At 65.5% G+C, this 25,643-nt stretch carries 20 protein-coding genes; 9 read left to right on the plus strand and 11 right to left on the minus strand.

The features are described from left to right. Nucleotides 1-147: 147 nt before the first annotated feature. Entirely contained in the window at nucleotides 148-456 is a 309-nt protein-coding gene (locus IPK65_03730; GenBank protein MBK8162275.1) for a hypothetical protein, read from the minus strand. A gap of 4 nt (nucleotides 457-460) precedes the next feature. Continuing rightward, nucleotides 461-1,396 (minus strand): DnaJ domain-containing protein, encoded by a 936-nt coding sequence (locus tag IPK65_03735; protein MBK8162276.1) that lies wholly within the window; start codon nucleotides 1,394-1,396, stop codon nucleotides 461-463. Nucleotides 1,397-1,489: 93 nt separating this feature from the next. Here IPK65_03735 and IPK65_03740 point away from each other — a divergent pair, with 93 nt between their 5' ends. The 3 genes from IPK65_03740 to IPK65_03750 all read left to right on the plus strand — a co-directional run bounded on the left by IPK65_03740 (nucleotide 1,490) and on the right by IPK65_03750 (nucleotide 4,091). Further along, complete coding sequence (locus IPK65_03740; protein MBK8162277.1) at nucleotides 1,490-1,636, plus strand: hypothetical protein; 147 nt, start codon at nucleotides 1,490-1,492, stop codon at nucleotides 1,634-1,636. Nucleotides 1,637-2,183: 547 nt separating this feature from the next. Beyond that, nucleotides 2,184-2,360: a hypothetical protein gene (locus tag IPK65_03745; protein ID MBK8162278.1), complete on the plus strand. Its 177-nt coding sequence runs from the start codon at nucleotides 2,184-2,186 to the stop codon at nucleotides 2,358-2,360. 246 nt (nucleotides 2,361-2,606) lie between these two features. Continuing rightward, complete coding sequence (locus IPK65_03750) at nucleotides 2,607-4,091, plus strand: oligosaccharide flippase family protein (GenBank protein MBK8162279.1); 1,485 nt, start codon at nucleotides 2,607-2,609, stop codon at nucleotides 4,089-4,091. A gap of 15 nt (nucleotides 4,092-4,106) precedes the next feature. Here IPK65_03750 and IPK65_03755 read toward each other — a convergent pair whose 3' ends face one another. The 8 genes from IPK65_03755 to IPK65_03790 all read right to left on the minus strand — a co-directional run bounded on the left by IPK65_03755 (nucleotide 4,107) and on the right by IPK65_03790 (nucleotide 13,582). Then, on the minus strand, nucleotides 4,107-4,649 hold the full coding sequence (locus tag IPK65_03755) for a cytochrome b (protein MBK8162280.1): 543 nt from the start codon (nucleotides 4,647-4,649) through the stop codon (nucleotides 4,107-4,109). Nucleotides 4,650-4,740: 91 nt separating this feature from the next. Then, the gene (locus tag IPK65_03760; GenBank protein MBK8162281.1) at nucleotides 4,741-5,763 is read right to left on the minus strand and encodes a diguanylate cyclase; all 1,023 of its coding nucleotides are present in this window, start codon (nucleotides 5,761-5,763) and stop codon (nucleotides 4,741-4,743) included. Nucleotides 5,764-5,818: 55 nt separating this feature from the next. Then, nucleotides 5,819-7,897: an EAL domain-containing protein gene (locus tag IPK65_03765; protein ID MBK8162282.1), complete on the minus strand. Its 2,079-nt coding sequence runs from the start codon at nucleotides 7,895-7,897 to the stop codon at nucleotides 5,819-5,821. Nucleotides 7,898-9,640: 1,743 nt separating this feature from the next. Next, nucleotides 9,641-9,781 carry a hypothetical protein gene (locus tag IPK65_03770; protein ID MBK8162283.1) on the minus strand — a complete coding sequence of 47 codons (141 nt, stop codon included), beginning with the start codon at nucleotides 9,779-9,781 and terminating at the stop codon, nucleotides 9,641-9,643. A 287-nt stretch (nucleotides 9,782-10,068) separates the two neighbouring features. After that, a complete protein-coding gene (locus tag IPK65_03775; protein ID MBK8162284.1) occupies nucleotides 10,069-10,533 on the minus strand; it encodes a hypothetical protein in 465 nt (154 codons plus the stop codon). Between the two features lie 16 nt (nucleotides 10,534-10,549). Beyond that, nucleotides 10,550-11,797, minus strand: a complete 1,248-nt coding sequence (locus tag IPK65_03780) for a DNA polymerase IV (protein ID MBK8162285.1) — start codon at nucleotides 11,795-11,797, stop codon at nucleotides 10,550-10,552. A 6-nt stretch (nucleotides 11,798-11,803) separates the two neighbouring features. Beyond that, on the minus strand, nucleotides 11,804-12,403 hold the full coding sequence (gene lexA, locus IPK65_03785; protein ID MBK8162286.1) for a transcriptional repressor LexA: 600 nt from the start codon (nucleotides 12,401-12,403) through the stop codon (nucleotides 11,804-11,806). 192 nt (nucleotides 12,404-12,595) lie between these two features. Further along, complete coding sequence (locus IPK65_03790) at nucleotides 12,596-13,582, minus strand: trypsin-like peptidase domain-containing protein (protein MBK8162287.1); 987 nt, start codon at nucleotides 13,580-13,582, stop codon at nucleotides 12,596-12,598. A gap of 195 nt (nucleotides 13,583-13,777) precedes the next feature. Here IPK65_03790 and pepN point away from each other — a divergent pair, with 195 nt between their 5' ends. Then, nucleotides 13,778-16,405: an aminopeptidase N gene (gene pepN / locus IPK65_03795; protein ID MBK8162288.1), complete on the plus strand. Its 2,628-nt coding sequence runs from the start codon at nucleotides 13,778-13,780 to the stop codon at nucleotides 16,403-16,405. A 30-nt stretch (nucleotides 16,406-16,435) separates the two neighbouring features. Here pepN and IPK65_03800 read toward each other — a convergent pair whose 3' ends face one another. Next, nucleotides 16,436-16,885 (minus strand): sodium:proline symporter, encoded by a 450-nt coding sequence (locus tag IPK65_03800; GenBank protein MBK8162289.1) that lies wholly within the window; start codon nucleotides 16,883-16,885, stop codon nucleotides 16,436-16,438. 357 nt (nucleotides 16,886-17,242) lie between these two features. On the opposite strand from IPK65_03800, the gene IPK65_03805 reads away from it, so the two are divergent. The 5 genes from IPK65_03805 (at nucleotide 17,243) to IPK65_03825 (ending at nucleotide 25,576) form a co-directional block, all read left to right on the plus strand. Next, nucleotides 17,243-18,346 (plus strand): efflux RND transporter periplasmic adaptor subunit, encoded by a 1,104-nt coding sequence (locus tag IPK65_03805; GenBank protein MBK8162290.1) that lies wholly within the window; start codon nucleotides 17,243-17,245, stop codon nucleotides 18,344-18,346. Nucleotides 18,347-18,385: 39 nt separating this feature from the next. Beyond that, a complete protein-coding gene (locus IPK65_03810; GenBank protein MBK8162291.1) occupies nucleotides 18,386-21,544 on the plus strand; it encodes a multidrug efflux RND transporter permease subunit in 3,159 nt (1,052 codons plus the stop codon). Beyond that, nucleotides 21,541-22,950: an efflux transporter outer membrane subunit gene (locus tag IPK65_03815; protein MBK8162292.1), complete on the plus strand. Its 1,410-nt coding sequence runs from the start codon at nucleotides 21,541-21,543 to the stop codon at nucleotides 22,948-22,950. The genes IPK65_03810 and IPK65_03815 overlap by 4 nt, the downstream gene beginning before the upstream one ends. A 9-nt stretch (nucleotides 22,951-22,959) precedes the next feature. Continuing rightward, a complete protein-coding gene (locus IPK65_03820) occupies nucleotides 22,960-23,583 on the plus strand; it encodes a TetR family transcriptional regulator (protein ID MBK8162293.1) in 624 nt (207 codons plus the stop codon). 160 nt (nucleotides 23,584-23,743) lie between these two features. Further along, nucleotides 23,744-25,576, plus strand: a complete 1,833-nt coding sequence (locus IPK65_03825; protein MBK8162294.1) for an ABC transporter ATP-binding protein — start codon at nucleotides 23,744-23,746, stop codon at nucleotides 25,574-25,576. Nucleotides 25,577-25,643: the final 67 nt, after the last annotated feature.

A 25,643-nucleotide genomic window follows, 5' to 3' on the forward strand; every position in this document is an offset into this window, starting at 1 on the left:
GAATTGGCTCCGTTTACGCCCGGACATCTCCCAGGGAACCTCTGATCGGTTCGTCGTTCCAGGCGAAGCGAAGACCCGGAATCCAGCGTTTTAAATTCAGCGTGTAACTGGATTCCCGCTTCTGCGGGAATGACGTTCAGAAATGAATCAGAGCATCCCCGAGGTATATCGCCATTGCCACGCAGACATCGTATTTCCCCGATCAGCACCAGCGCCGGTGCGGCGCCTGAGAGATTGACTCCCGGATCGCGCTGCAGGCGCACGGTGCAGGCTCGAGCCGGGAAAACGCCAGCCGGAACCGGCATGCCCGGGAGGCCCCGGCACGCCCTCCACCACCAGCTGCGCTATCCAGTCCTCATGAACGCCGCAGGTCCGGCACAGCTCCGCCAGCGTGAGGGTCGCGTCCTCATCCAGGACCTCGACCGCCAGGATGACCACATCATCCTTCCCGTGCATGGCGCTAGCCTTCCAGTGGCGCGCGCGGATTGAATTTCATCTCCTGTTCCATCTTCCGGTACAGCGCCCTGGCCTGCTCCGTATCCGCGGGCGGCACCGCGACCGCCAACACTGCATAGAGATCGCCCGGCGGGCTGCCCGGAATCCCCCGTCCCTTGAGTCGCAGGGTGCGTCCGCTGCCGGATCCGGGAGGAATCTTGAGCTCCACCCGTCCGCCCGGCGTGGGCACCTGGATCGTCGCCCCCAATGCGGCTTCCCAGGGGGCGACCGGCAGATCCAGGTATACATCGCGGTCCTCGACGCGATAAAAGGGGTGCGGCTTGAACGCCACCTCCAGAAGAAGGTCGCCCGCGCCACCCGTATCCGGGGCGCCCTGGCCTGCCAGCCGTATGTGCTGGCCCTGTCGTATACCCTTCGGGATCTGCACGTTGAGCGTGCGCTTGCGGGTATGGATCCGCCCGCCTTCATCCACCTCCGGCGCGGACAGGGTGACGGAGCGGTTCGCTCCGCGAAACGCGTCCTCGATGGCGATCAAGATCCTGGCAAAGTGATCCTGTCCGCGCGCGCGGAACGCCGACTGCCCCCTGTGCCCCCCCGCAGCACCGCGGCCGAACAGGGATTCGAAGAAATCGCTGAAGGTCGAGGAGTCCCCCGCGGAAAACCCGCCGCTGGATTCGAACCCGGTGTCCCAGTCCGGCGGAGGGCGGAACTCCTGCCCTGCGCGCCAGTTCGCGCCAAGACGATCGTACGCGGTACGTTTCTCCGGATCCTTGAGCACCTCGTAGGCTTCGCCGATCCCCTTGAATTTCGCCTCGGCGTCCGGCTCGCGGCTCACATCGGGATGGTATTTGCGCGCCAGTTTCCGATAGGCGCGCTTGATTTCATCCTGCGACGCGTCACGCGCAACTCCGAGCAGCTTGTAATAATCCCTGTATTCCATCCTTGTCTCACCCACTCTGGCCGGAAGCAGTCTACGTCACGGCCATGGGCAATACGCCATCGGCACGGGATGCGAGCCGGCAGGGCATAGGCCATGGAACGCGATCCGCAGGTTCATAGTGACATATTGGGACGCGGCATGAAGATTCAAGATGACGGCCTCCAGGCGGCTGGCGGCGCGCAAGAGGATGGAAAGGAGGGCTGGCGGATTCCGGTCTCGCGGAAAACCACTGCGGGATGATTACAAAAAAATAAGCCCCGGCTTTATGCGGGGCTCAAGTTTTGATCGTTAGTCGGGCAGTTCTGCGTGACTTCCATGCCCTAATAGGCACGCGACTATGCACGTTCATATAGTGCAGACTAGTTATCGTGCGCCGTGCGTCAAGCTTGAATCATATGATTCGCGCGTCGATACGCGAACGACCGAGGTACAACCCGGGAGAACCGGCTAAACATCTGCGGATTCTGCCTGCACCCCGGGAATTCGACGCCGCCCTGCCCGCTTCGTTGATCATGAGTCCATGCGCCTCCAGCACCCGGCCTCGCGGCATGCTCAAGCGCCGAGATATTACTCCCGTGGCGGCCATCCGGAGCTGAGCCGATCTGAAATCACAACAGGTTTTCACCCGGTGCAGACCAAAAATATGGCGGGGAAATTTACAATACCAAATATTATTCAATATCTTACAAATATTTAATAAATATATTAAGATATTACTTGTTTTCTTCTTACTATTCTGTATACTGGTTTCATGTTCGGACTCACCAGGCATTCACAGGAGCTAGCCATGGACCCACTGAAACTGAAGCAAACCTGCGATTTCACGCAGGAAGCCGCCAGCACCTCCGCGGGGCGCGCCACCAGCGACAAGGCCCGGAACAAACCTGTTCAGTATATCGTTCCTGGACTCTATCTGACCCCTTTCGGCGACCGGCACAACGGTTGCCTGAAGGCCAGATGCTGAGCGCGCGCGGAGGCGCCACCTCCTGCCCGCGCTGATTACCACCGCGTACTACCGTCTCTCCTATAGTAAATTTCACGCCCCGCCCACGCGGGGCGATTTTTTTTAGCCGACCCACCTCCGTGACCGTGTTCGATTGGAACCGCTCCTTGATTCTCCTATACTCCCGGCAGGCCCGCACGCGGACCGCCCAGGCGCGCGGGAATTCACCTGACTGTACAGACTGACAAGAAACCTACGGACTTGAGTTTGAACCCCCTGCGGCGCCTCGCCTCCCAGACGGCCGTGTACGGCCTCAGCAGCGTCCTCGGGCGTTTCCTCAATTATCTGCTGGTCCCGCTGTTCACCTACTTTTTCTCACCGGCCGAGTACGGCGTGGTATCGGAATTCTACGCCTACACCGGATTTCTCGCGGTGCTGCTGGTGCTCGGCCTGGAGACGGGCTACTTTCGATTCCGCGACAACTCCGCCGGCGCCACGGCGGATGCCGCTTACGCCACGGCCCAGCGTTTTCTGTTTGGCGTCAACGCCGGCTTCTTCCTGCTCGTCGTCCTGTTCGCCCCGGTCATCGCCGATGCGCTGAACCATCGCGATCATCCGGATTATGTCGTCTGGATGGGCGCCATTCTCGCCCTCGACTCCATGGCGGCGGTCGCCTTCGCACGGCTGCGGGCGGAGGAACGGGCCTGGCGTTTTGCCGGTATCAAACTGATCGAGATCGTGGTCACGGTGGCGATGAACCTGTTCTTCATCGTGCTTTGCCGCGGCGCTTACGAACAGGATCCCGCCTCCGCCCTCGGCCGCCTCTGGAATCCGGAGATCGGCGTGGGCTACGTCTTTATCGCCAACCTCGTCGGCAGCGGGGTGAAGTGGCTGTTGCTGCTGCCTCAGTTACGCGGCGCCACCGCAGGATTCGACCGCGCCCTGTTCACGCGCATGATGCGCTACTCGCTCCCGATGACGGTGATCGGCTTCGCCGGGGTGATCAACGAGATGCTCGATCGCGCGATGATGAAGTACCTCCTGCCCTACGACTCCGAAACCAACCTGGCGCAGCTCGGCATCTACAGCGCGTGCTACAAGCTTTCGATCCTGATGTCGCTGTTCATCCAGGCCTTCCGTTATGCAGGCGAACCGTTTTTCTTCGCCCACGCCGGACGCGGAGACAGCCGGACACTGTACGCCCGCGTCATGACGGCATTCGTCATCTTCTGCGTGCTGATCTTCCTGCTGGTGACGCTTTACATCGATGTCTTCAAGTATTTCATCGGTGAGCCGTTTCGCACAGGCCTCGCGGTCGTGCCGGTGCTGCTGCTCGCGAACCTGTTCCTCGGGATCTACGTCAATCTTTCGATCTGGTACAAGCTGACGGACCGCACCCTCATGGGAGCCTGGGTGGCGGCGGGAGGCGCCGTGATCACGGTGGTCCTGAATCTGTGGTGGGTCCCGCTGCTGGGATACATGGGGGCCGCATGGGCCACGCTCGCCTGCTATACCAGCATGGCGGCGGTATCCTACCTGCTCGGGCGGCGCCATTACCCGGTGCCTTACGAACTCGGCCGTATCTTCGGCCACATCAGCCTGGGCCTCCTCCTCTATTTCACCCACGGCGCAATCACCGCGGCCGGGATCCTCCCCTCGCTCGCCGGCGCCACCTTGTGTCTGGCCTTGTACCTAGCCATCGCCTACGCCGTGGACGGCAGGAGACTGTTGCGCCCTCTGCGCGGTGGCTGAGCCGGACCGCCCATTTTAAAACGCGATGCGCCGGAGCGAACTGCGCCGGTCAATGAAATGATGCTTGAGCGCGGCCAGCACGTGGACGACAATCAGCAGCGCGCAGGTATACGCCATGTAGCCGTGCAGGTCGAACAGCAGCTCGCGCGTGCCTTTACTCCATTGGCCGACAGGCGGGATTTCGATGTTGCGATACAACTCGACGGGCTCCCCGTCGGAGGCCACGAACAGAAACCCCAGCACCGGAATGAAGACGAGCGCGAGGATGAAAAACAGGTGGACGAGACGGGCCGCCGCCCGCTCCCGGGCCGCGAGCACAGCGGGCAAATCCGGGTTGGGGCTGATCCCGCGCCAGCCTATCCTGGCAAGGGCGAGGGTGAGGACGCCCAGGCCCAGCGTTTCGTGCAGCTCCAGCAGGCGCCAGTACAAAACGCTTTCCTCACTGAGTCCGCCCAGGTACCAGCCGAGGGGAATCTGCACCAGCACAGGCACGGCGATCAGCCAGTGCAGCAGCTTCGAGACCAGTCCGTAGGATTCACGGCTATTGCGGAGGATCATGCGCAGGGCGTACATCGGGCATGCGGCGGGGGCATGCCGTATTGTACCGCCGCGACACGGAACAGCAAGTGCGCGACGGGCGCGCCGCTCCCTATTCGGACTCGATCATGACCTGGTTGCGGCCATTGTTCTTCGCCGCATAGAGCGCCATGTCGGCGCGGTGGATCAGGCTGTCGGCGCTGTCGCCCTGGCGATAACACGCCACCCCGACGGATATCGTGACCACGCCGAGTGTCGAGCCGTTGTCCGCGCGCCGGACGCGGATCCGCTCCACCTTCAGGCGGATCTGCTCCGCCAGCTTCCGCGCGTTATTGAGCGAGGTGTTCGGCAGCAGTATCGCGAACTCCTCCCCGCCGTATCGCGCCGCGGTATCGCCCCCCTTGACCGTGGCGTTCATGGTCTGCGCAACCTGCCGGATGACCTTGTCGCCGAGCAGGTGGCCGTAATTGTCGTTGATGTTCTTGAAATGGTCGATATCAGCCAGAAGCAGGCACAGGTTGCCATGCGCGTCAGGAACATGGCGCGCGAGGTCGAACCGTTCTAGGAACACCTTGCGGTTCACCAGGCCGGTGAGCGCGTCGATGATCGTTTCCTCGCGCACCAGGCGCAACTGCTCCTTGAGCGATGCCATTTCCCGGGTCTTTTCGGACAGCTCATTCTGCAGCACGGAGAGCGAAGAGCGCATGGAGCGTGTTTCCGTCAGCAGCTCCTTGATCACGGCCTGCAGGCTCTCGATGCCGGGCTTCTCCTCGAGCTGCGTGGAATAGTGCGCCAGCGAATGATCGAACTGGGACGAGCGTTCGCCCGCCTCCCGGGTCGACACCGCGATATGCGCCAGGATCTTCTCAAGCTCGTCGTGCACGCGCTGGGTGGCATCCGCATCGCAATCCGAGACGTATTTGCTGTACAGCGCCTCCGTCATTTCGTCGGTCAGCAGCACCCCCTTTTCCTGTAGCCGGTTCAGCTCCTCCGACAACAGATTGTTGGCGCCCGAAACATGTTCATACCAGACTGAAAAGCTCAGCGGATGATGTCCGGCTTTCTGACGGGCCATGTGCATGATGGCGAGGCGGAGGAACTCCGCGCTCTTCTCGACTGACTCCGTGTATTTCATGATGCCTTTCCCGATTGCCTAAGGAATGATTGTCTTCGCTCTTGCCCGGCGCCGCCTACGCGGACCCGCTGCGCGCCCTCGCACCCCGCGCCGCCGGAATCAGCAGCGCGGCGAACTCGGACGCCGCCATCGGTTTTCCGAACAGATAACCCTGTACCTCGTTGCAGCGTTCCCTGACGAGAAAATCACGCTGCGCTGTGGTCTCCACCCCTTCGGCGATCACCTCGAGCTGCATCGCATGGGCGAGTCCGATAACCGAGCGCGCGATCGCGGCGTCGTCTTCGTCATCCGGCAGCCCGCTCACGAAGGTGCGGTCGATCTTGAGGCGGTCGATGGGAAGCTTCTTAAGATACGCGAGTGACGAGTTCCCGATGCCGAAGTCGTCGATGGCGAGCTGAACCCCCAGCTCGCGCAGCGATTCCAGCACGGGCACCACGGTCCGCGATTGTCCCATGATAAAGGTCTCGGTGATCTCCAGTTCCAGGCAGCGCGGCGACAAGCCGGTGTCCGCGAGCACTCTCCGCACCATGCCCAGAAAATCCGCCCGCTGCAGCTGGGGGCCGGCGATATTGACAGCAATACGGCTGAAGTCATATCCCTGATCCAGCCACTCTCTCGCCTGGCTGCAGGCCCTGTGCATCACCCATTCCCCGATGGGAACAATCAAACCCGACTCTTCGGCGACGGGGATGAAACGGGCCGGCGACACCATGCCCCATTCCGGATGCTTCCAGCGTACCAGGGCCTCGGCCCCGATCAATCGCCCGTCGGCAAGGCGGATCTGCGGCTGGTAGTGCAGCTGCAATTCGCCGTTTTCGAGCGCGCGCCGCAGGTGCTCCTCGATCTGGATGCGCTCCATTGCCTTCTCGGTAAGCTCCTGGGTGTAGAACTTGAAGGTATTCCGTCCCTGTTCCTTGCTCTGATACATGGCGGCGTCGGCGTTGCGCAGCAGGACGGTGACGTCATTTCCATCGGCGGGATAGATACTGATGCCGATGCTGATGGTCATGGCGATGTCGTGGTCCCCGATCTGAAACGATTTTTCCAGGGACTGGATCACGCGCTCGGCCATATATGCCGCATTGGCGGCGTCCTTCAGATCCTCCATCACCAGGACGAACTCGTCGCCGCCGATGCGCGCCAGCGTATCGTCGTCACGGCAGACCGCATGGATCCGGCTGGTGACCTGCTGCAGCAACTGGTCGCCCGCGGCATGTCCCAGGCTGTCGTTCACGTGCTTGAAGCGGTCCAGGTCCAGGAACAGCACCGCCACCATGGTCTGCGACCGTTCCGCCTTGTCCATGGCATGCTTGAGGCGGTCCAGCAGCAGGATGCGATTGGGCAGCTCGGTAAGGGAATCGTGATAAGCCAGGTATTCCAGCCTGGCCTCGGCCTCCTTGGCGTCGCTGATATCGGCGAACACGCCGACGTAATGGCTGGTCTCGCCCTTCGGGCCACGGACCTGGCTCAATGACAGCAAGGCGGGGAACGCCTCCCCGTTGCGACGGCGGATCAGGGTCTCGCCCTGCCAGTGCCCGGCGGCCCCCAGTTCACTGAACATTTCCCGGTAGAAACCCGGCCGTGGATCGGGGGACTCGAGGAAATCGGGACTGACCCCCAGGACGTCCTGTTCCGGATAGCCGGTGATTTCACAAAAGGCGCGATTGACGGCCAGAATCACCCGGTTGGGGTCGGTGATAATGATGCCCTCGCGGGTATTCTCGAACACCTTTGCCGCGAGCTGGAGGTGCAGTTCTGATTGCTTACGTTCGGTGATGTCGCGCCAGACGACGTGCACCATCTGCCGGTTGTTCCAGCGGACCGGGGTCAACAGGACCTCCACCGGAAAATTCTCCCCGTCCGCCCGCGTATGTATCCACTCGAAGCGATGGCTTCCCTGGCTCTTGGCGAGGGATATCATCTCGTTCGCCTTTTCCTCCGAGTGGCGGCCATCGGGCTGCAGCTGCGGCGAGATCTCCCAGGGATGCGTGTTCAGCAGCGCTTCGCGCGAATTCATGCGCATCATTTCCACGGCAGCCCGGTTGCACTCGACGAAACGGTTGCCCTCGATCAGCAACAGGGCATCGGCGGTCTCCTCGAACAGCGCGCTGAACTGCGCCTCGCTCTCGCGCATTGATCGTGTCCGCTGCTCGACCAGCTGCCTCCAGGTCCCTGGTATGGCTGCGCACCTGATCGGTCATCTGCCCGAACGCGGTCGCCAGACGGCCGATCTCGTCATCCGCGTGGCGGTCCAGGGTGGAGGCAAGCGATTCGATGCCGCGGCCGCCCTCGGCCGCGATCGCGCTCGCCTGTTTTTCGAGCCGCTCCAGCGGCCTGACCAGCAGACGGCGCACCGCGAGCAGCATGATGAGCAGCCCGAGTCCGGTGACGGCGATGCCGCCCGCGAGCAGCAGCCGCGCGGACTGGGCGGCCTGCGCGCGTATCGTGGCGCGCGGAAAGACCGTCACGAAATACCAGCCCGTCGGTTGCAGCCGGGTATATGCCAGCCATTGATCCCCGGTCTCGTCGCTGAGCACCCCGTCAGAATCCTTCCCTGCGAGCACCGCAGCGAAGATCCTGTTCAGGGCGGCATCACCGGACTCCTGGATCTTGTAGAGTCCTTCGTTCCGCATCAACTGAGCCAGGTGTTCATCATCGGCGATCAGCCGGCCATCGGGCCGGAAGATCATGTTGTAGGCGCCTTCGGGACGGTTCAGGCTGACGCTCGCAAACAGGTCGTCGAGCAGGATGTCCGTCCCCACGGTGGCGATATGCCTTCCCTGATGGTCTATCGGGACCTCGCAGGAAGCCATCCAAGCCTTGGCAGGCGCATCGTAATAGATCCCGGTCCAGACCGGTCCGCGCGCGGGGTTGTGCACAGGATCGGCGATGTAGAACCATTCCTCTCCGGCAAGATCCAGTTCCGCGCCCGCGTTCTGGGTCCAGGTGACCGCAGGCCAGTAGTCCAGGCTCACCTTCTCCGGGAGCGAAACATAGAGATTGGGAAAGCGCACGCGCCACAAGGGCCCGCGCTTGGCGAGCAGTGTCAGGCCAAGGACGGCGCGACGCTTCAGGTCGGGAGTGAGCGCAACCTCGGGCGATATGAAACCGCCAATCCCCTCGACCCAGCCGGTGCCCTCAAGGTTCGCGCCGCTGTAATAGCTGGGCCGTACGCGCAGGGTTCCATCGTCCCGGTCCTCGAACATCCGGTCAAAATCACGCGCAACAGCGGACGGATCGACGTCACGTTGCAAACCCGCCAGGAAATCCTCCCGGAAGGCGAGCAGCCCGTCTTCCGTAAGCTGGAAAAGGGCGCTTTCCTGCTGGCCGCGGTCGGAGACATAGCGCTGCAGATATTCGGCCGCCTGGTGCTGGTGGCTGTCCAGTTGGCGCGCATAGATCAGCCACGCCCCGGCCGCGAAACCCAGCATCACGGGCATGACAGCGTACAGGGTGATGCGGGCGCTAAGCGACTTCCAGCCTCGAATCTGCATGAACACCAACCATCGACTTTATTGATTTACACACAAGTTAGCGTCAAAAACCTAAAACCGATTAAATCATTTATTCCTGGCGTGGCGGTCGGATATTGCCGAGCCGGTGAATCGCTGGCTTAACGGGGATAGACGAAAAGCGGTACAAGCCCCGCCCGGGCGTAAATTCGCAGACGAGGAACGCGTGCCCGGACCGGATAAAAAAAGACCCGTTCCGAAAGGGAACGGGTCATCCCAGGAGGGACAGAGGGAGTGGGAGACTAAATGATGATGCGAAAATCGATGAATTCAGGGACATTCCCCGGCAATCCGCCCCTAAACAGGGTGCACATCCTTGTGCCAGGGACCAGTCCATGTGAACGGTGCGCCCGAACGCCCATGTTTCAGCCTTCCGGCAGGCGCAGGCGCATGACCCGGCCGTCGAACGACACGATCAGAGGCGCCTGACCCGGCTTGGCCGCCCGGGCCGCCTTTTTCGAGGGATTCGCTTTCGGGGAAAACAATTTTTTGATGAAACGGCTCATATTTCCTCCTCTACAAACCCATCCAGACATTGGATCATACGAACATCAAATTTTTATGAATCATAACTCCGGAATATGAATAAATCAAATATTTTCATATATTCCGAGAAAAAAATATAAAGATAATTACAAACAAACACTTAATAAATTCCGGCCGATGTGGATGCCGCTTGAGAGGGGTATTCATGAAGGAAAATCGCGCCGCCGAGGGTGAATGCTCCGGAAGGCATGCCCGGGCCCGCCGCCGGAGGATTCGGAGGATCGGGAATGCACGTCCGCTGACGCGGCTATGCAGCGGGTACTGCCCCGGCGCGCCACCCCGTCGCGGCATCCCCCGTCCCGATCCTGATCACCCGCGGCCAGCGCGAATGCAGCGGATCCTCGCCGTCGGGCTCTATCATCACGATATAGACGCGCAGCGACCGATCCGTATCGCGGGCCAGCAGGCCCTGCAGGCATTGACCGCGCACAAGCTCATAAGCGCGCTCCCGCCCCTTCCGGTCCGGTTCGAAGAAACCCAGTACCGGTACCCGTACCGGCCGGGGAAACCAGCGATCCCACGCACCCGCCGTCACCGTCTCGATGCGCGCCCACCCGCCGGCCGGCAGGGTTCCCTCCTCTAAGCGGCGCCGGCCCCAGGTCACCAGCCGGGCGCCGCCGGAACGGGTCATGACGGGCAGGCACGCCGCGGCGTCTGCGAAGGAAACGCACTGTTCGCTGTTTCCGAACAGATAACGTACGGCGCGACACATGCCCGGACCGTCTGGCTCAGATCGTCTGGCGATGGCCGTACGGCTTCCACGCCGGCGCGATGACATTGGGCATGGTGGAACGGTTCAAGAGCCATCCCGGGGCCAGGGTGAACTCCCCGTAACGCCGGTTGACCGCATCCATCGCGCGATTGACCGAATGCGCCTGGGCGGACGCCGGGTCGAACAGCTCCGCCTGGCCCCGCGCCGGCCGCGGATCGAGCGCGGTCACCTGCACCTGGAAGATCCCTTCGCCGTGCCACTCTTCCCGTATCACCCTCCGGCACAGCTCCTGCAAGGGACGGCTGTCCTGCGTGGGCACCGGCGTGCGCAGGCGACCGCCGAGCCAGCCCAGGCGTGTGCGCAAACCGACGGCGTAAATCTGCGCCTCCAGATCATTCCGCCGCAGCCGCGCCGCCACCTTCTCGCTCATGTGCAGCAGGTAGGTATGGATCAGCTGCGCATCGCGCGTGCCGGGCGGGACCACCTTGCCGTGGCCAAGCGACCTGGGTGCAGACACGATGTTGCGCACCGGCTCCGGATCCAGGCCCTGGCACATGTACCAGATGCGCCGTCCGGGATTCCCGAAGCGGCGCGCGAGCACGCTGACCGGGAGACGCGCAACCTCGCCGCAGGTGCGCGCGCCGTGCCGCGCGAGGTAGCCTCCGATCCCTTCCTTGATGCCGGACAGTTCGGTCACCGGGACGTCGCGCAGCCGGGCGGCGGCCTCCCACGGCGGGATCAGGATCAGGCCCTCCGGCTTGTCGAGTTTGGCGGCGAACTTGGCCGTGCTCTTGTCGCCGCTCACGCCGATGGAGCATCCGAGGCCGGAGGCCTCGAAGACCTTGCGCCGCACCAGGCGCGCGATGGTCTCCGGCGGCCCCCACAGACGCTGGCAGCGCGTCACGTCGAGAAATGCCTCGTCGACGGAAAAGACCTCGACGTCGGGCGTGATCTCCTCCAGCGACTGCATGATCCGCGTCGAGACCGCCGCATAGCGTTCCGGACGCGCCGCGCATTGAATGAGCTCCGGGCACAGGCGGCGCGCCTCCCGCAGGCGCATGCCGGTGCGCACCCCGAATCGGCGCGCCTCGTAGGAAGAGGTGATGATGCAGGTGCCGGTCAGGCCGTTGGTCACGGCGACCGGGCGCGCGCGCCAGGCCGGGCGATCGAGCTGCTCGATGCTCGCAAAGAAGGCGTCCATGTCGACCAGGATGACGGCGCGCGGCCAGAATTGTCCGTTCCCGGCGTGGAGATCCGCGCTCATGCATACTCACCGGTAGCTGCGCAGGACACCGACGACCACGCCCTGGACACGCACCCGCTCGGCGCTGTAGATCATCGGCGCCAGCGCGGCATTCGCCGCGGTCAGCTGGATACTGCCGTCCTTGCGCCGGTGGAGGCGCTTGAGCGTCGCCTCCTGCTCGTCGATCAGGGCGACGACGATCGCGCCTTCGCCGGCGTCGCCGCGTGCATCCACGATCACCGTGTCGCCGTCGAGGATGCCGGCCTCGATCATCGAATCGCCATACACACGCAGGGCATACCGGTTGAGGCCGAGCAGGAAGGCGGTCATATCGAGCGTTCCCTCGCCCGGGATCGCCTCGATCGGCCGGCCGGCGGCGATGCGCCCCAGCAGCGGGAGGGTATACGTCTGCGCGGAATCCTGTTCCGTCAGCTCGAGGCCGCGCTTGCGACCCGGAAGCCTGCGCACATGGCCCGCCGCGATCAGCGCCTGCACGTAGCGATGGACCACACCGCGGGAGCGGATCCCGATACCCGCGGCGATCTCCATCAGACTCGGACTGCGGCCCTGCAGCCGCCAGTATCTGCGGATAAAGTCCAGGGTCTTCTGTTGTGCGGGCGTCAGCATGAAGGATCTTCGAATCGGCAGTCTCCATCCAGCGTAGAGAACATTTGGAGAACTTTCAAGGCATCATCAAAAATTAATCTGCATTAACAGCTTGCAGTTGAAATACAAACAATATCTTAAGTATGGCAAGGGCTGTTCGGGCGCGGAAGCCGTACAGCCCCCGCCGCGCGCCCGGCCCCGGGAGGGGCCGCTTCAGCGCCCGGCGCGCAGCGGCTCGGGTGTGAGCGCCACCTCGATGCGCTGCATACGGCGCAGCACCTGCAGCGTCAGCGCGGCGCCGACCGGCCAGCGGGCCAGGAAGCGGTGCAGGGAATCGACGCCGTCGACCGGCGTGCCGTTCGCGCCGATGACCAGATCGCCGACGCGGAGATCGGCGTTGGCGGCCGGGCTGCGCGGCTCGCGCCCGACCACCTCGAAGGCGCGCTCCACCGGCAGCTCCAGCGCACGCACCAGCCGGCGGTCGAGCCGGCGGTCGCGTCCCGATATCCCGAGATACACCCGGCGCACGCGGCCATGCGCGAGAATCTCGCTCAGGATCCATTCCGCCGTCGCGGCCGGCACGGCAAAGCCGATGCCCTGCGCCATGGCGATGATCGCGGTATTGATGCCGAGGATCCTGCCGCGGGCGTCCACCAGCGGTCCGCCGGAGTTGCCCGGATTGAGGGCCGCGGTATGCTGCACGATCCCTTCGATCAGCCGGCCGTGGCGGCTGCGCAGCGAACGCCCGAGCGCGCTGACGACACCGGCCGACACCGTTGATTCGAAACCGTACGGATTACCGACCGCGATGACGAGCTGGCCGACGCGGGGCTGCGCGGTTTCGAACAGCTCGGCATACGGCAGCGACGCCGCCTCGGCCCGTACCACGGCGAGATCGGTCGCCGCATCGCGCCCGACCACCCTCGCCTCCACGCCCTGCCCGTCGCCGAACGAGACCCGCACACGGTCGTGATGCTGTACGACGTGTTCATTGGTGAGCAGGTAGCCGTCGGGCGTGACGACCACGCCCGACCCGGCGCCGCCATGCTCGCCCGCCGCGCGTTCGGCGGCGCCCTTGCCGGACGCGGGCACATAGATGCCCACCACGGCGGGGCCGACGCGCTGCACGGCGCCGACCACGGCCCGCGAGTAGCTGTCCAGCGCCTCGCGTGACAAATCGGTCTCGTTCGGATGGTTCATGGTTCCGTCCCGGCCGTCGGTCTCCATTCAGATCAAGTGGAGCCTGTCGCGGGTGAATTCAAGCCGGCGCGAGACCACGGCGGATGGCGGTCATTCCATCACCACCGGCACATCGCGTATCATGTCGTGCGGCGCATGGCGCCGTCCCCGGCCTCCGTCCACGCAGACCGATTCAAGACGAACCCGCGAGACCCGATGAAAACCGACACCCCGCAACCCGTCCTGCTCAAGGACTATACGCCGCCGCCCTTCCTGGTCGACCGCGTCGGGCTGGACTTCGATTTCCGGTCCGGCGAGGTGCGCGTCACCGCCGACCTGGCGATACGGCGCAATCCGGCGGCGCGCGCGGCGCAGGCGCCGTTCATGCTGGACGGTGAAGAGCTGGAGACGCTCGCGGTATCCCTCGACGGCCGCGCGCTGGATGCGGCACGTTACTCCCTGAACGATACGCAGCTGACGATAGCAGACGTCCCCGCCGCCTTCACGCTGCAGACCATCGTCCGCATCCGTCCGGACGGCAACACCAAGCTGTCCGGCCTGTACCGCTCCGCCAACGGCTATTTCACCCAGTGCGAGGCACAGGGTTTCCGCCGCATCACCTGGTTCCCTGACCGCCCTGACGTGATGTCGCGCTACACGGTGACGCTCCGCGCCGACAAGACCGCGCTGCCGCTGCTGCTGTCGAACGGCAATCCCGTCGGCGAAGGCAAGGATACGGACGGGCGACACTGGGCGCGCTGGGAAGATCCCTTCCCCAAGCCGTGTTACCTGTTCGCACTGGTGGCAGCCGACCTGGAGATGCTGCACGATACGTATCGAACGACCTCCGGACGCGAGGTCAACCTGGCCATCTATGTCGAACCCGGCAAACTCGACCAGTGCGCGCACGCGATGGCGGCGCTCAAAAAATCCATGCGCTGGGACGAAGACGTATTCGGCCTCGAATGCGACCTCGACCATTACATGATCGTCGCCGTCGGCGATTTCAACATGGGTGCGATGGAGAACAAGGGCCTCAACATCTTCAACACCAGGTACGTGCTGGCGCGGCCGGACGTCGCCACCGACGCCGATTACACCAATATCGATCGCGTGGTGGCGCACGAATACTTCCACAACTGGACCGGCAACCGCGTCACCTGCCGTGACTGGTTCCAGCTCTCGCTGAAAGAGGGGCTGACCGTCTTCCGCGACCAGGAGTTCGGCATCGACACGCACGGCAGCATCAGCCGCATCCGCGACGTGCGCAGCCTGCGCGCCGCACAGTTCCCTGAAGACGCCGGGCCGATGGCGCATCCGGTGCGCCCCGCCACCTATCTCGAGATCAACAACTTCTACACCGCCACGGTCTATCAGAAGGGCGCCGAGGTGGTGCGCATGATCCAGACGCTGATCGGCAGGGAGGCCTTCCGCCGCGGCATGGATCTCTATTTCGCACGCCACGACGGACAGGCGGTGACCTGCGACGACTTCGTCGCGGCGATGGCCGCCGCTTCCGGCGCGGACTTCGCGCAGTTCATGCGCTGGTACGATCAGGCCGGCACGCCGCGCATCGAGGCGCGCGGCCGTTACGACGCCGCCACGCGCCGTTACGTACTCACCTTGCGACAAGACTGTCCCGGCCACCCGGACAATCGGCCGTACCACATCCCGGTCGCCCTCGGCCTGGTCGGGCCGGACGGCGCCGATCTGCCGCTGCGCATGAACGATGACACGCACCGCCCGGCGCGGCGCGTGCTGTCGCTCGCCACGACCGCGCAGGAATTCGCCTTCGAGGACATCGACGCGGCCCCGGTCCCCTCGCTGCTGCGCGGCTTCTCGGCGCCGGTCGTGCTGGACTTCCCGTACACGGACGAGGAACTGGCCCACCTGCTCGCGCACGACAGCGATCCCTTCAATCGCTGGGAGGCGGGCCAGCGCCTGGCGGGCCGGCTGATCCTCGCCGCCACCGCGACGCTCACCGAAGGCGGCACTCCCGCCTGGCCCGCGAGTTTCGCCCGGGCCGCGGCCCGTGTGCTCGCACTGGCCGACGCGGACCCCGCCTTCGCCGCCGAGGCGCTCACCCTGCCGACGGAAGGCACGCTGGCGGAGCAGATGGAAACGGTCGATCCGGATGCGCTGCACGCCGCGCGCAACGGCCTGCGCCGTTTCCTTGCTCAACAACTCGGCGCGGAGCTCGCGGACTGCCATGAGCGCCTCGCACCGGCCGGCGCCTACCGCCCGGATACGGCGGACGCCGCGCGACGCGCGCTGCGCAATCTCTGCCTCGGCTATCTGACCGAACTGGACACGCCTGCCGCGCGCGCCCTCGCCCTGCGCCAGTTCGAGACGGCGGACAACATGACGGACCAGTTCGCCGCGCTTTCCGCGCTCGCCCAGTGCCCAGGGCCCGAGCGGCAGCGCGCGCTCGATGATTTTTATTCCTGCTGGCAGCGCGAACCGCTGGTGGTGAACAAATGGCTCATGGTGCAGGCCACCAGCCGACACCCGGATACCCTCGCCGACGTGACGCGCCTGACCGGCCACGCGGCCTTCGATCTGCGCAACCCGAACAAGGTCTACGCCCTGCTCGGCGGCTTCGGCGCCAACCACGTGCGCTTCCACGCCGCCGACGGCGCCGGCTACCGCTTCATGGCGGCGCAGATCCTGCACCTCGATGCGATCAACCCGCAGGTGGCGGCGCGGCTCGCGCGCAGCTTCGATCGATGGCGCCGCTTCGACGCAGCACACCAGGCGCAGGCGCGTATCGCGCTGGAATCGCTGCGCGCCCACCCGGGGCTGTCGCGCGACGTGTTCGAGATCGTGGAACGCGCGCTTGCCTAGCGCAACTCCGGCGCCCCTCCTGCCCGCGCCTCAGCATCGCGCCATGGCCTTGTAGACGCCTGCGCACGCGGCCCCGAATGCCGCATGTGCAAGCAGTGTGATGGCGTCGCGTGCCTGCGCGAACCAGGGGAAGACCAGCGTAAATCCGTACAGGTTCACCCCGAACAGCAGCAGCCCGCACGCCACTCCGATCCCCAGCGACGCCGCCCGGCCGCGCCCCGCGATCAGCGGCGCCAGCAGCAACCCGTAGAGCAGGGAAAGGGACAGATGCACGAGCGTCGCCGCGAGGAAAACCTCGCGCGCAAAACCGCTCGATGACTGCAATACATCACGCCCCAGGACGACGGCGGCAGTGAGGGCCGCATCCCGCGCCAGCAGCTCCTCCACCGCTGCTCCGGCCATCCACCAGGCCACCATCTGCAGCGCGGTCGCGACGCCTCCCGCGACAAGGCCGGCACAGGCCGCCGCCCGCCAATCAATCGACCGGAACCGAATCGGGTTTCGCATGGTCTTCTCACCTGTCGGGGCCACACGGACACCGGCCAACGGTACGCCCGCCAGGCCGCGCCCAGGCCCCGTATTTTCGAAGGTCTGACATCAAGTTTGAATGGCAAGCCATTTAAAGATCGATCATTACCAACTCACTCTATATATATGCCATGTCCCCAATAATTGTCGGAGTATACATACATTCACGATTGTATATATAATCCCGGCTTCGAATCCCAGTCACACGGACCCTCTGCCATGGCGCCATCACCGTTCAACATCACTCGCAAACGCCCCCTGGACGCTCAACACTCACCGTATCTCCATCTGCCACTCGCGGCAATCTGCATGGCGACGCTGCTCGCCGGCTGCGGCAAGGGCGATGCGGCGGGCGCGGCGCAGATGCCCGCGATGCCGGTCACCGTGATCGATGCCAGTCCTCAGCAGGTGCCGGTCACCATCGAGACCGTCGGCCGGATCGAAGGCTCCAAGGATGTCGAGGTGCGCGCGCGCGTCTCCGGCATCCTGACCGGGCAGTCCTACCGCGAGGGTGACCAGGTGAAGGCCGGCGCCACGCTGTTCAGCATCGACCGCGCGCCGTTCGAGATCGCGCTCGCGCAGGCCCGTGCCGCCCTGGAACAGGACCAGGCCGATCTCGCGCAGGCCGAGCGCGAAGCCGCGCGCCTCAAGCCCCTGGTCGAGGAAAAGGCCGTCAGCCGCAAGGAATACGATGACGCCGCCACGGCGCTCGAGGCGACGCGGGCGGCGGTCGCGGCCAGCGCGGCCAGCGTGCGCGACGCCGAGCTCAACCTGTCCTACACCGACGTGGCCGCACCGATCGCCGGCGTCACCGGCCGCGCGCAGCATTCCCTCGGCACGCTGGTCACCGCCGGCGCCGATTCCAGCCTGCTCACCACGATGAACAGCATCGACCCGGTGTGGGTGCGCTTTTCATTCTCCGAGCAGGAGATGCTGCAGCTGCGCAAACAGCGCGGCAACGCCGCGGTGAAGCTGGTCCTTGCCGACGGCAGCACCTATGCCGCCACCGGCAGGCTCAATTTCACCGCCTCGACCGTGGATACGCAGACCGGCATGGTGCAGATGCGCGCCGAGTTCGCCAACCCCGACCGGCTGCTGCTGCCCGGACAGTTCACGCGCGTCCAGGTGATCATCGGCGAACGCGAGGCGTACCTGGTGCCGCAGGCCGCACTGGCGCAGACCGAGCAGGGCAAGGTCCTCTTCACCGTCGCGCCGGACAACACCGTGGCGCCGCGCCCGGTGGAGACCGCCGGCTGGTCGAACCACGACTGGGTGGTCACGCAGGGGCTGGCGCCCGGCGACAGGATCATCGTCGACAACCTGATGAAGCTGCGGCCAGGCGCAGCGGTCGCACCCCATGCGCCCGGCGCAGGACCCGGCGCACCCGCGGGCGCGCCCGCGGCGAAACCCTGAGTCCCGGACGTCGGCATAACCATTCGGCGGTAAACACCCATGTCCAGATTCTTCATTGAACGCCCGATCTTCGCCACCGTGCTCGCGATCATCATCGTGCTGGCCGGCCTGGTCGCCGCGAACATCCTGCCGATCGCGCAGTACCCGGAGATCGCGCCGCCCACCGTCACCATCAGCGCGAGCTACCCGGGCGCCTCGGCCGAAACGCTGGCCAAGACCGTGGCAGCGCCGATCGAGGAACAGCTCTCCGGCGTGGAGGACCTGCTCTATTTCAATTCCACCGCGGCCTCCAACGGCACCATCAACATCACCGCCACCTTCGATGTCGGCACCGACATCGACAAGGCCACCTTCAACGTCAACAACCGGGTCCAGCTCGCCACGCCGCGGCTGCCCGAGGAGGTGCGCCGTAACGGCGTCACCGTGGCGAAGCGTTCACAGAACATCCTGCTGGTGGTGGCGCTGCGCTCACCCGACGACAGCCGCGACATGCTCTTCCTGTCCAACTACGCCACCCAGAACGTGGTCGACGAGCTGAAGCGCATCCCGGGCACGGCGGACATCATCGTGTTCGGCGCGCGCGACTATTCCATGCGCATCTGGCTCAAGCCCGACCGCATGGCGCAGCTCGGCCTCACCACCGCCGACATCTCCGCCGCCATCAACGCGCAGAACGCCCAGTACGCCGCGGGCAAGATCGGCGCGGCGCCATCCCCCGCCGGGCAGCAGCTGGTCTACACCGTCACCGCGCGCGGACGCATGCTGCAGCCGGAGGAATTCGGCGAGATCATCCTGCGTTCCGACGGGCCGAACGGCGTGCTCCGGATCAAGGACGTGGCGCGGGTCGAGCTCGGCGCACAGAGCTACGACCAGGCCAATACCGTCAACGGCCAGTCCGCCATCGCCATGGGCGTATTCCTCCAGAGCGGCGCCAATGCGCTCGACGTGGCCGACGCCATCCGCGCCAGGATGGAGGAACTGAAGCAGCAGCGCTTCCCTGCCGGCGTCGATTACCTGATCCCCTACGACACCACGCGCTTCGTATCCGCCTCCATCGAGGCGGTGGTCCACACCCTGATCGAGGCCGCGGTGCTGGTGCTGCTGGTGGTGTTCGTCTTCCTGCAGACCTGGCGCGCGACGCTGATCCCGATGATCGCCGTGCCGGTGTCGCTGATCGGCACCTTCGCGGGCCTGTGGCTGTTCGGCTTCTCGATCAACACGCTGACCCTGTTCGCGATGGTACTCGCGGTCGGCATCGTGGTCGACGACGCCATCGTCGTGCTGGAAAACGTCGAGCGCCTGATGCGCGAGCAGAAACTGAAGCCGTTCGACGCCGCGCTCGAGGCGATGCGCGAGGTGCAGAATGCGGTCATCGGCATCGTGCTGGCGCTGGTGGCGGTGTTCATCCCGGTCGCCTTCCTCGGCGGCATCGCCGGCCAGCTCTACCGCCAGTTCGCGGTGACGGTCGCCATCGCCGTGACGCTGTCCGGCGTGGTCGCGTTGACGCTGACGCCCACGCTGTGCGCGCTGCTGCTCAAGCCGCGCGAGCCCGACGGCAGCGGCCTGGCGCGGATGTTCCGGCCCTTCAACCGGGCCTTCGCCTGGATGACGCGCCACTTCCTCGGCGCGGTCAGCCTGGCGATCCGGCACCGCATCGCCTCGCTGGCGGCATTCGCCGCCGTGCTCGGACTGTGCGGCGCCCTGTTCCTGCGCGTCCCCGGCAGCTTCGTCCCGGTGGAGGACATGGGCTACATCATCACCGTCGCGCAGCTACCGGACGGCGCCACGCTGGAGCGCACCATGAAGACCACCGAGCAGCTGCGCACCATGATGGCCGGCAACCAGGCGATCGAGAACATCTTCATCGTCAACGGATTCGACCTCGTCACCGGCAGCAACAAGACCAACTCCGCGACGATCTTCATGCCGCTTAAGCCCTGGCACGAGCGTGAACAGACGGCGCAGGAACTGGTGCAGGAAGTGAGCGGCAAGGGCATGACGCTCGCCGACGGCCTCGCCTTCGCGATCAATCCGCCCTCGATCCGCGGCCTCGGCGCCACCGGGGGCTTCGAGCTCTACGTGCGCGGCCGCGACGACCCCGACACCCAGCGCCTCGCCCAGGTGACCAACGACTTCGTCGCCGAACTCGGCAAGGATCCGGTGCTGGAATCTCTGCGCAGCCTGTACCGCCCCACCACGCCGCAGCTGCGCGTCGACCTCGACCGCGAGAAGGCGCTGGCGCTGGGCGTGCCGGTGAGCGATGTCTTCGCCGCCCTGCAGGCGCAGATGGGTTCGCTCTACGTCAACGACTTTAACAAGGCGGGACGCACCTACCGCGTCACCCTCCAGGCCGACGCGCAGTACCGCGCCCGGCCGGAGGACCTCGGCAACATCTACGTGCGCTCGAATACCTCCGGCGCCATGGTTCCGCTCAAGGCCCTGATCCAGGTGCAGACCATCATCGGTCCCGAACTGCTCGAACGCTACAACGGCTACATCGCGGCCAAGGTGATCGGCAACGCCAGGCACGGCTACAGCTCGGGCGAGGCCATCAGGGCGGTCGAGCGCGTCGCCGCGCGCAGCCTGCCCAAGGGTTACGACGTCGCCTGGACCGGCCAGGCCTTCCAGGAGAAGCGCACCGGCACGGCCTCGGTGTTCGCCTTCGGCTTTGCGCTCATCATGGTGTACCTGATCCTGGCGGCGCTGTACGAACGCTGGGGCGTACCCATGTCCGTGCTGCTCGCCGTCCCGTTTGCGTTGCTGGGCGCGCTTGGCTTCGTCTTCCTGCGCGGGATGGAGAACAACATCTATTTCCAGATCGGGCTCGTGGTGCTGATCGGACTCGCCGCGAAGAACGCGATCCTGATCGCGGAATTCGCCATGCAGGGCATGAGCGAGGGCAAGAATGCCGTGGAGGCCGCAGCCGAGGCGGCGCGCCTACGCTTCCGCCCCATCGTCATGACCTCGCTCGCCTTCGTGTTCGGCGTGGTGCCGCTGGTGCTCGCCACCGGCGCCGGCGCCGCGGCGCGCCAATCCATGGGCTCCGGCGTGTTCGGCGGCATGATCGTCGCGACCTTCATCGCCCCGATCTTCGTGCCGCTGTTCTTCACCCTGCTCGCGCGCAAGCCGCGCCCGGTCCATACCCACGAACACCACGAGCCGCCGCACCCGGCGCCGCTGCAGGAGGACAAGACATGATCGCGCGCTCCGCCGCCATCCCTCTCGCCCTCCTCGCGGCCCTCGCCGGTTGCGCCGTCGGCCCCGATTACAGCCGTCCGGAACTCGACCTGCCCGCCGCCTATCCCGCCGCCGCCTCGCCGGACGCCGGAGAGACTGCGGTCGCGGCCGACTGGTGGACGCTGTACGGCGACGCCGGGCTCGACCGCCTCGTCACACAGGCGCTGGAAAACAACGCGGACCTGCGCCGGGCCGTGGCACAGGTCGACGAGGCGGAGGCGGTGCTGTCCGAGGTCCGCGCCACCCTGTTTCCCGAGATCGACCTCGGCCTCAACAGCAGCCGCACACGCGCCAGCACGCTGAACGCGCAGCCGATCGCCGCCGGCACGCCGGTGATATCGAACTCGCACCGCCTCGCGCTCTCCACCTCATTCGAGCTCGACCTGTGGGGAAAACTGCGGCGCGCCTCCGAGTCCGCGCGCGCACAACTGCTCGGCACCCGCTACGGCCGCGACGTCGCCGCGCTGGCGCTGTCCGGCGCCACTGCGCAGGCCTATTTCCTGCTGCGTTCGCTCGACGCCCAGATCGCGGTCACGGCACAGACGCTCGCCTCCCGCGAGGAGTCCCTGGCGGTGGCGCGCAGCCGCGCATCCGGCGGGCTCGCCTCCGGGCTCGACGTATACCAGGCCGAGACCGGACGCGCGGACGCCGCGCTGCAACTGCACGAACTGCGGCGCCAGCGCGCGCTGGTCGAGCACCAGCTCGGCGAACTGACCGGCACGCCGGGACTCTCCCTCGAGGCGGGCGACGTGATGCTGCTTCCGCTGCCGGCCGAACCTCCGGCCGGTCTGCCTTCCACCCTGCTCGAGCGCCGTCCGGACGTGCAGCAGGCGGAACAGGCGCTGGTCGCGGCCAATGCCCGCATCGGCGTGGCCCGGGCCGCGCAGTTTCCGACGTTCTCCCTCACCGGCAGCTTCGGCGGCCAGAGCGAGGAGTTCGGCGACGTGCTGGAATCGGGCGCGCGCATCTGGTCGGTCGGCCTCGGCGCCGCGCTGCCGATCCTCGACGCCGGCCGCTACGCCGCGCGCACGCGCCAGGCGGAGGCGGTCCAGCGCCAGGCGCTGGCGGATTACCGGAAGGCCGTCGAGACCGCCTTCCGCGAGGTGGCCGACGCCCTCAGCAACGCGCAGCTCACCCGCGCCGCCGCGGAGGACCAGGAGATCCGCGTGGCGGCGGCGCGCAACGCCCTGCGCCTGTCGCAGATGCGTTACGAGGCGGGCTACTCGGGCTATCTCGAGGTGCTCGACGCGCAGCGCACGGCCAATGCCGCCGAGCAGGCCCTGATCCAGCACCGCCAGGCCCGGCTCGCCTTCAGCGTCGACCTGATCAAGGCGCTCGGCGGCGGCTGGTCACCGGCGTCGCCCTGACGAAAGGCCATGGTACGCAAGACAAAGGCGGAGACGGAACAGACACGGCTGGAGATCATCGCCGCGGCGCGGCGCGTGTTTGCCGGGCGCGGCGTCAGCCGCACCACGCTCGCCGACATCGCCAAGGAGGCGGGCGTCTCGCGCGGTGCAATCTACTGGCATTTCAAGAACAAGCCGGACCTGTTCTTCGCGATGATGGAACAGGTGTCGCTTCCTCTCGTCGACCTCATCGAGGAAAACCTGCCGGCGCAGAATCCCGGCGATCCCCTGCGCAGCATACGCGCCAGCATGGTCGAAATCCTGCGCCTGCTGAAGGACGACGACATCGCCCGCACCACCTTCGAGATCGTCAACTCCAAGTGCGAGTACGTCGACGAATTCTCCCGTCTCGACACCCGCGTCACCAAGACCGGCTGCGCCTACATCCAGAAACTCACGCGCGCCTACGAAGACGCGCAGCAGAAAGGCCTGCTGCGCACCGGCGCCGACCCGGCGCAATACGCGCTCGACAGCTACCTCTTCATGAAGGGCCTGATCAACCTCTGGCTCGCCGACGCCGACGGCTCCATCATTCGCGACAAGGCGGCGGCGCTGATCGATTCCCATATCGCGATGCGCTACAAATCCTCCTGATCCGCGGGCGGTTCCGCCGCGCCGCTTGATCGCCCCGTCCGAATGCGGGAGAATTCGTCCGTGCCGCGGCAGCCGCCCCTCTGAATCCACCGTCGTTCCGCGTCCATTCGCACCCATGCGGTCGGGCTTCACTGATTGACCAGGGAATCGTTTCGCCATTATGTACGCGTTCTTCGAAAGACTGATCATGCCCTTCCCGCCGCAGGATCCGGAACTGCCGCCGCGGGGTCTGTTCGCGTTCTGCCGCCATTACACGCGCGGCATCGAACCGCATCTCGCGGTGATGGCGCTGCTGACCGGCATTATCGCAATCCTGGAAGTGTCACTGTTCGGCTATCTCGGCAGCCTGGTCGACTGGCTGAACCGGACCACCCCTGCGGAGATCTTCGGCGCTGAAGGCCGCTTCCTGTGGACGGTGCTCGCCGTGCTGATCGCGCTCCCCGTCGCGGTTCTGCTGCACTCCCTGATCATCCACCAGGCGCTGCTCGGCAACTATCCGATGATCATCCGCTGGAAGGCGCATCGCTACCTGCTCGGACAGAGCCTGTCGTTCTTCCAGAACGACTTCGCCGGCCGCATCGCGACCAAGGTCATGCAGACCGCGCTCGCGGTGCGCGAAACGGTGATGAAGCTGCTCGACGTGATCCTCTACGTGGTGGTGTACTTCAGCGGAGTGCTCGTCATCGCCGCCGGCTCGGACCTGCGCCTCGCCATCCCGCTGCTGATCTGGGTCGCGCTCTACGTGCTGACCCTGTATTTCTTCATCCCGCGGCTCGCGCAGGTGTCGGCGCGGCAGGCCGATGCACGCTCGGCGATGGTCGGGCGCGTGGTCGACTCCTATACCAACATCGCCACCGTCAAGCTGTTCTCGCACTCGCGCCGCGAGGCGGACTACGCGCGCGAGGGCATGGATGACTTTCTGCAGACCGTCTACCCGCAGATGCGCCTGGTCACCGGACTGGTCATGTCGGTGTGGGTCAACAACATCCTGCTGATCCTCGCCACCGGCGCGCTGTCGATCTGGCTGTGGATGCAGGAGGCCGTCACCGCAGGCGCGATCACGGCCGCGATCGCGCTCGTGCTGCGCCTGAACGGCATGTCGCAATGGATCATGTGGGAGATGTCGGCGCTGTTCGAGAACATCGGCACCGTGGAGGACGGCATGGCGACCATCGCAAGGCCGCGCGAGGTCATCGACCAGCCGCTGGCGCCGCCGCTCGCGGTGGCGCGGGGACGCATCGAGTTCGATCATATCCGCTTTCACTATGGCAAGGGCGGCGGCGTGATCGACGACTTCTCCCTGACCATCGAGCCCGGCGCGAAGATCGGCCTGGTCGGCCGTTCCGGCGCGGGCAAGTCGACCCTGGTGCACCTGCTGCTGCGCTTCCACGACGTCGAGGGCGGCCGCATCCTGATCGACGGCCAGGACATCGCCGAGGTCGCCCAGGAAAGCCTGCGCGCGCAGATCGGCCTGGTCACGCAGGACACCTCGCTGCTGCACCGCTCCGTGCGCGACAACATCCTGTACGGACGCCCCGACGCCACCGAGGCGGACGTGGTCGCCGCGGCGCGACAGGCCAAGGCGCACGAGTTCATCGAACAGCTGCAGGACGCCAGGGGCCGCCGCGGCTACGACGCCCACGTCGGCGAACGCGGCGTCAAGCTCTCCGGCGGACAGCGCCAGCGCATCGCCGTCGCGCGCGTGCTGCTGAAGGACGCGCCGATCCTGATCCTCGACGAGGCGACTTCCGCGCTCGACTCGGAGGTCGAGACCGCGATCCAGGACAACCTCAACCGCCTGATGCGCAACAAGACCGTCATCGCCATCGCGCACCGGCTGTCCACCATCGCCATGATGGACCGCCTCATCGTGCTGGACCAGGGCCGCATCCTCGAGGAAGGCACCCACGCCGAGCTGATCGCCCGGAAGGGCCTCTACGCCCAGCTCTGGTCCCACCAGTCCGGCGGCTTCCTCGGCGCCGGCACCGACTGAAAACCCGGGACAGATTTATTTTATTGAGATGACCGGGACGGATTTCATAATCTGTCCCGTCGCTTCG

It is taken from the genome of Gammaproteobacteria bacterium (assembly GCA_016712635.1).
Classification (GTDB): domain Bacteria; phylum Pseudomonadota; class Gammaproteobacteria; order SZUA-140; family SZUA-140; genus JADJWH01.

Bases quoted from the DNA above. Each gene is read 5' to 3' on its own strand.
- IPK65_03735 (MBK8162276.1), bottom strand. From the start codon at position 1,396: ATGGAATACAGGGATTATTACAAGCTGCTCGGAGTTGCGCGTGACGCG.
- IPK65_03765 (MBK8162282.1), bottom strand. From the start codon at position 7,897: ATGCGCGAGAGCGAGGCGCAGTTCAGCGCGCTGTTCGAGGAGACCGCC.
- IPK65_03740 (MBK8162277.1), top strand. From the start codon at position 1,490: ATGGAACGCGATCCGCAGGTTCATAGTGACATATTGGGACGCGGCATG.
- IPK65_03815 (MBK8162292.1), top strand. From the start codon at position 21,541: ATGATCGCGCGCTCCGCCGCCATCCCTCTCGCCCTCCTCGCGGCCCTC.
- IPK65_03790 (MBK8162287.1), bottom strand. From the start codon at position 13,582: ATGAACCATCCGAACGAGACCGATTTGTCACGCGAGGCGCTGGACAGC.
- IPK65_03775 (MBK8162284.1), bottom strand. From the start codon at position 10,533: ATGTGTCGCGCCGTACGTTATCTGTTCGGAAACAGCGAACAGTGCGTT.
- IPK65_03770 (MBK8162283.1), bottom strand. From the start codon at position 9,781: ATGAGCCGTTTCATCAAAAAATTGTTTTCCCCGAAAGCGAATCCCTCG.
- IPK65_03810 (MBK8162291.1), top strand. From the start codon at position 18,386: ATGTCCAGATTCTTCATTGAACGCCCGATCTTCGCCACCGTGCTCGCG.
- IPK65_03825 (MBK8162294.1), top strand. From the start codon at position 23,744: ATGTACGCGTTCTTCGAAAGACTGATCATGCCCTTCCCGCCGCAGGAT.
- IPK65_03760 (MBK8162281.1), bottom strand. From the start codon at position 5,763: ATGAAATACACGGAGTCAGTCGAGAAGAGCGCGGAGTTCCTCCGCCTC.
- lexA (MBK8162286.1), bottom strand. From the start codon at position 12,403: ATGCTGACGCCCGCACAACAGAAGACCCTGGACTTTATCCGCAGATAC.
- IPK65_03820 (MBK8162293.1), top strand. From the start codon at position 22,960: ATGGTACGCAAGACAAAGGCGGAGACGGAACAGACACGGCTGGAGATC.
- IPK65_03755 (MBK8162280.1), bottom strand. From the start codon at position 4,649: ATGATCCTCCGCAATAGCCGTGAATCCTACGGACTGGTCTCGAAGCTG.
- IPK65_03730 (MBK8162275.1), bottom strand. From the start codon at position 456: ATGCACGGGAAGGATGATGTGGTCATCCTGGCGGTCGAGGTCCTGGAT.
- IPK65_03780 (MBK8162285.1), bottom strand. From the start codon at position 11,797: ATGAGCGCGGATCTCCACGCCGGGAACGGACAATTCTGGCCGCGCGCC.
- pepN (MBK8162288.1), top strand. From the start codon at position 13,778: ATGAAAACCGACACCCCGCAACCCGTCCTGCTCAAGGACTATACGCCG.
- IPK65_03805 (MBK8162290.1), top strand. From the start codon at position 17,243: ATGGCGACGCTGCTCGCCGGCTGCGGCAAGGGCGATGCGGCGGGCGCG.
- IPK65_03745 (MBK8162278.1), top strand. From the start codon at position 2,184: ATGGACCCACTGAAACTGAAGCAAACCTGCGATTTCACGCAGGAAGCC.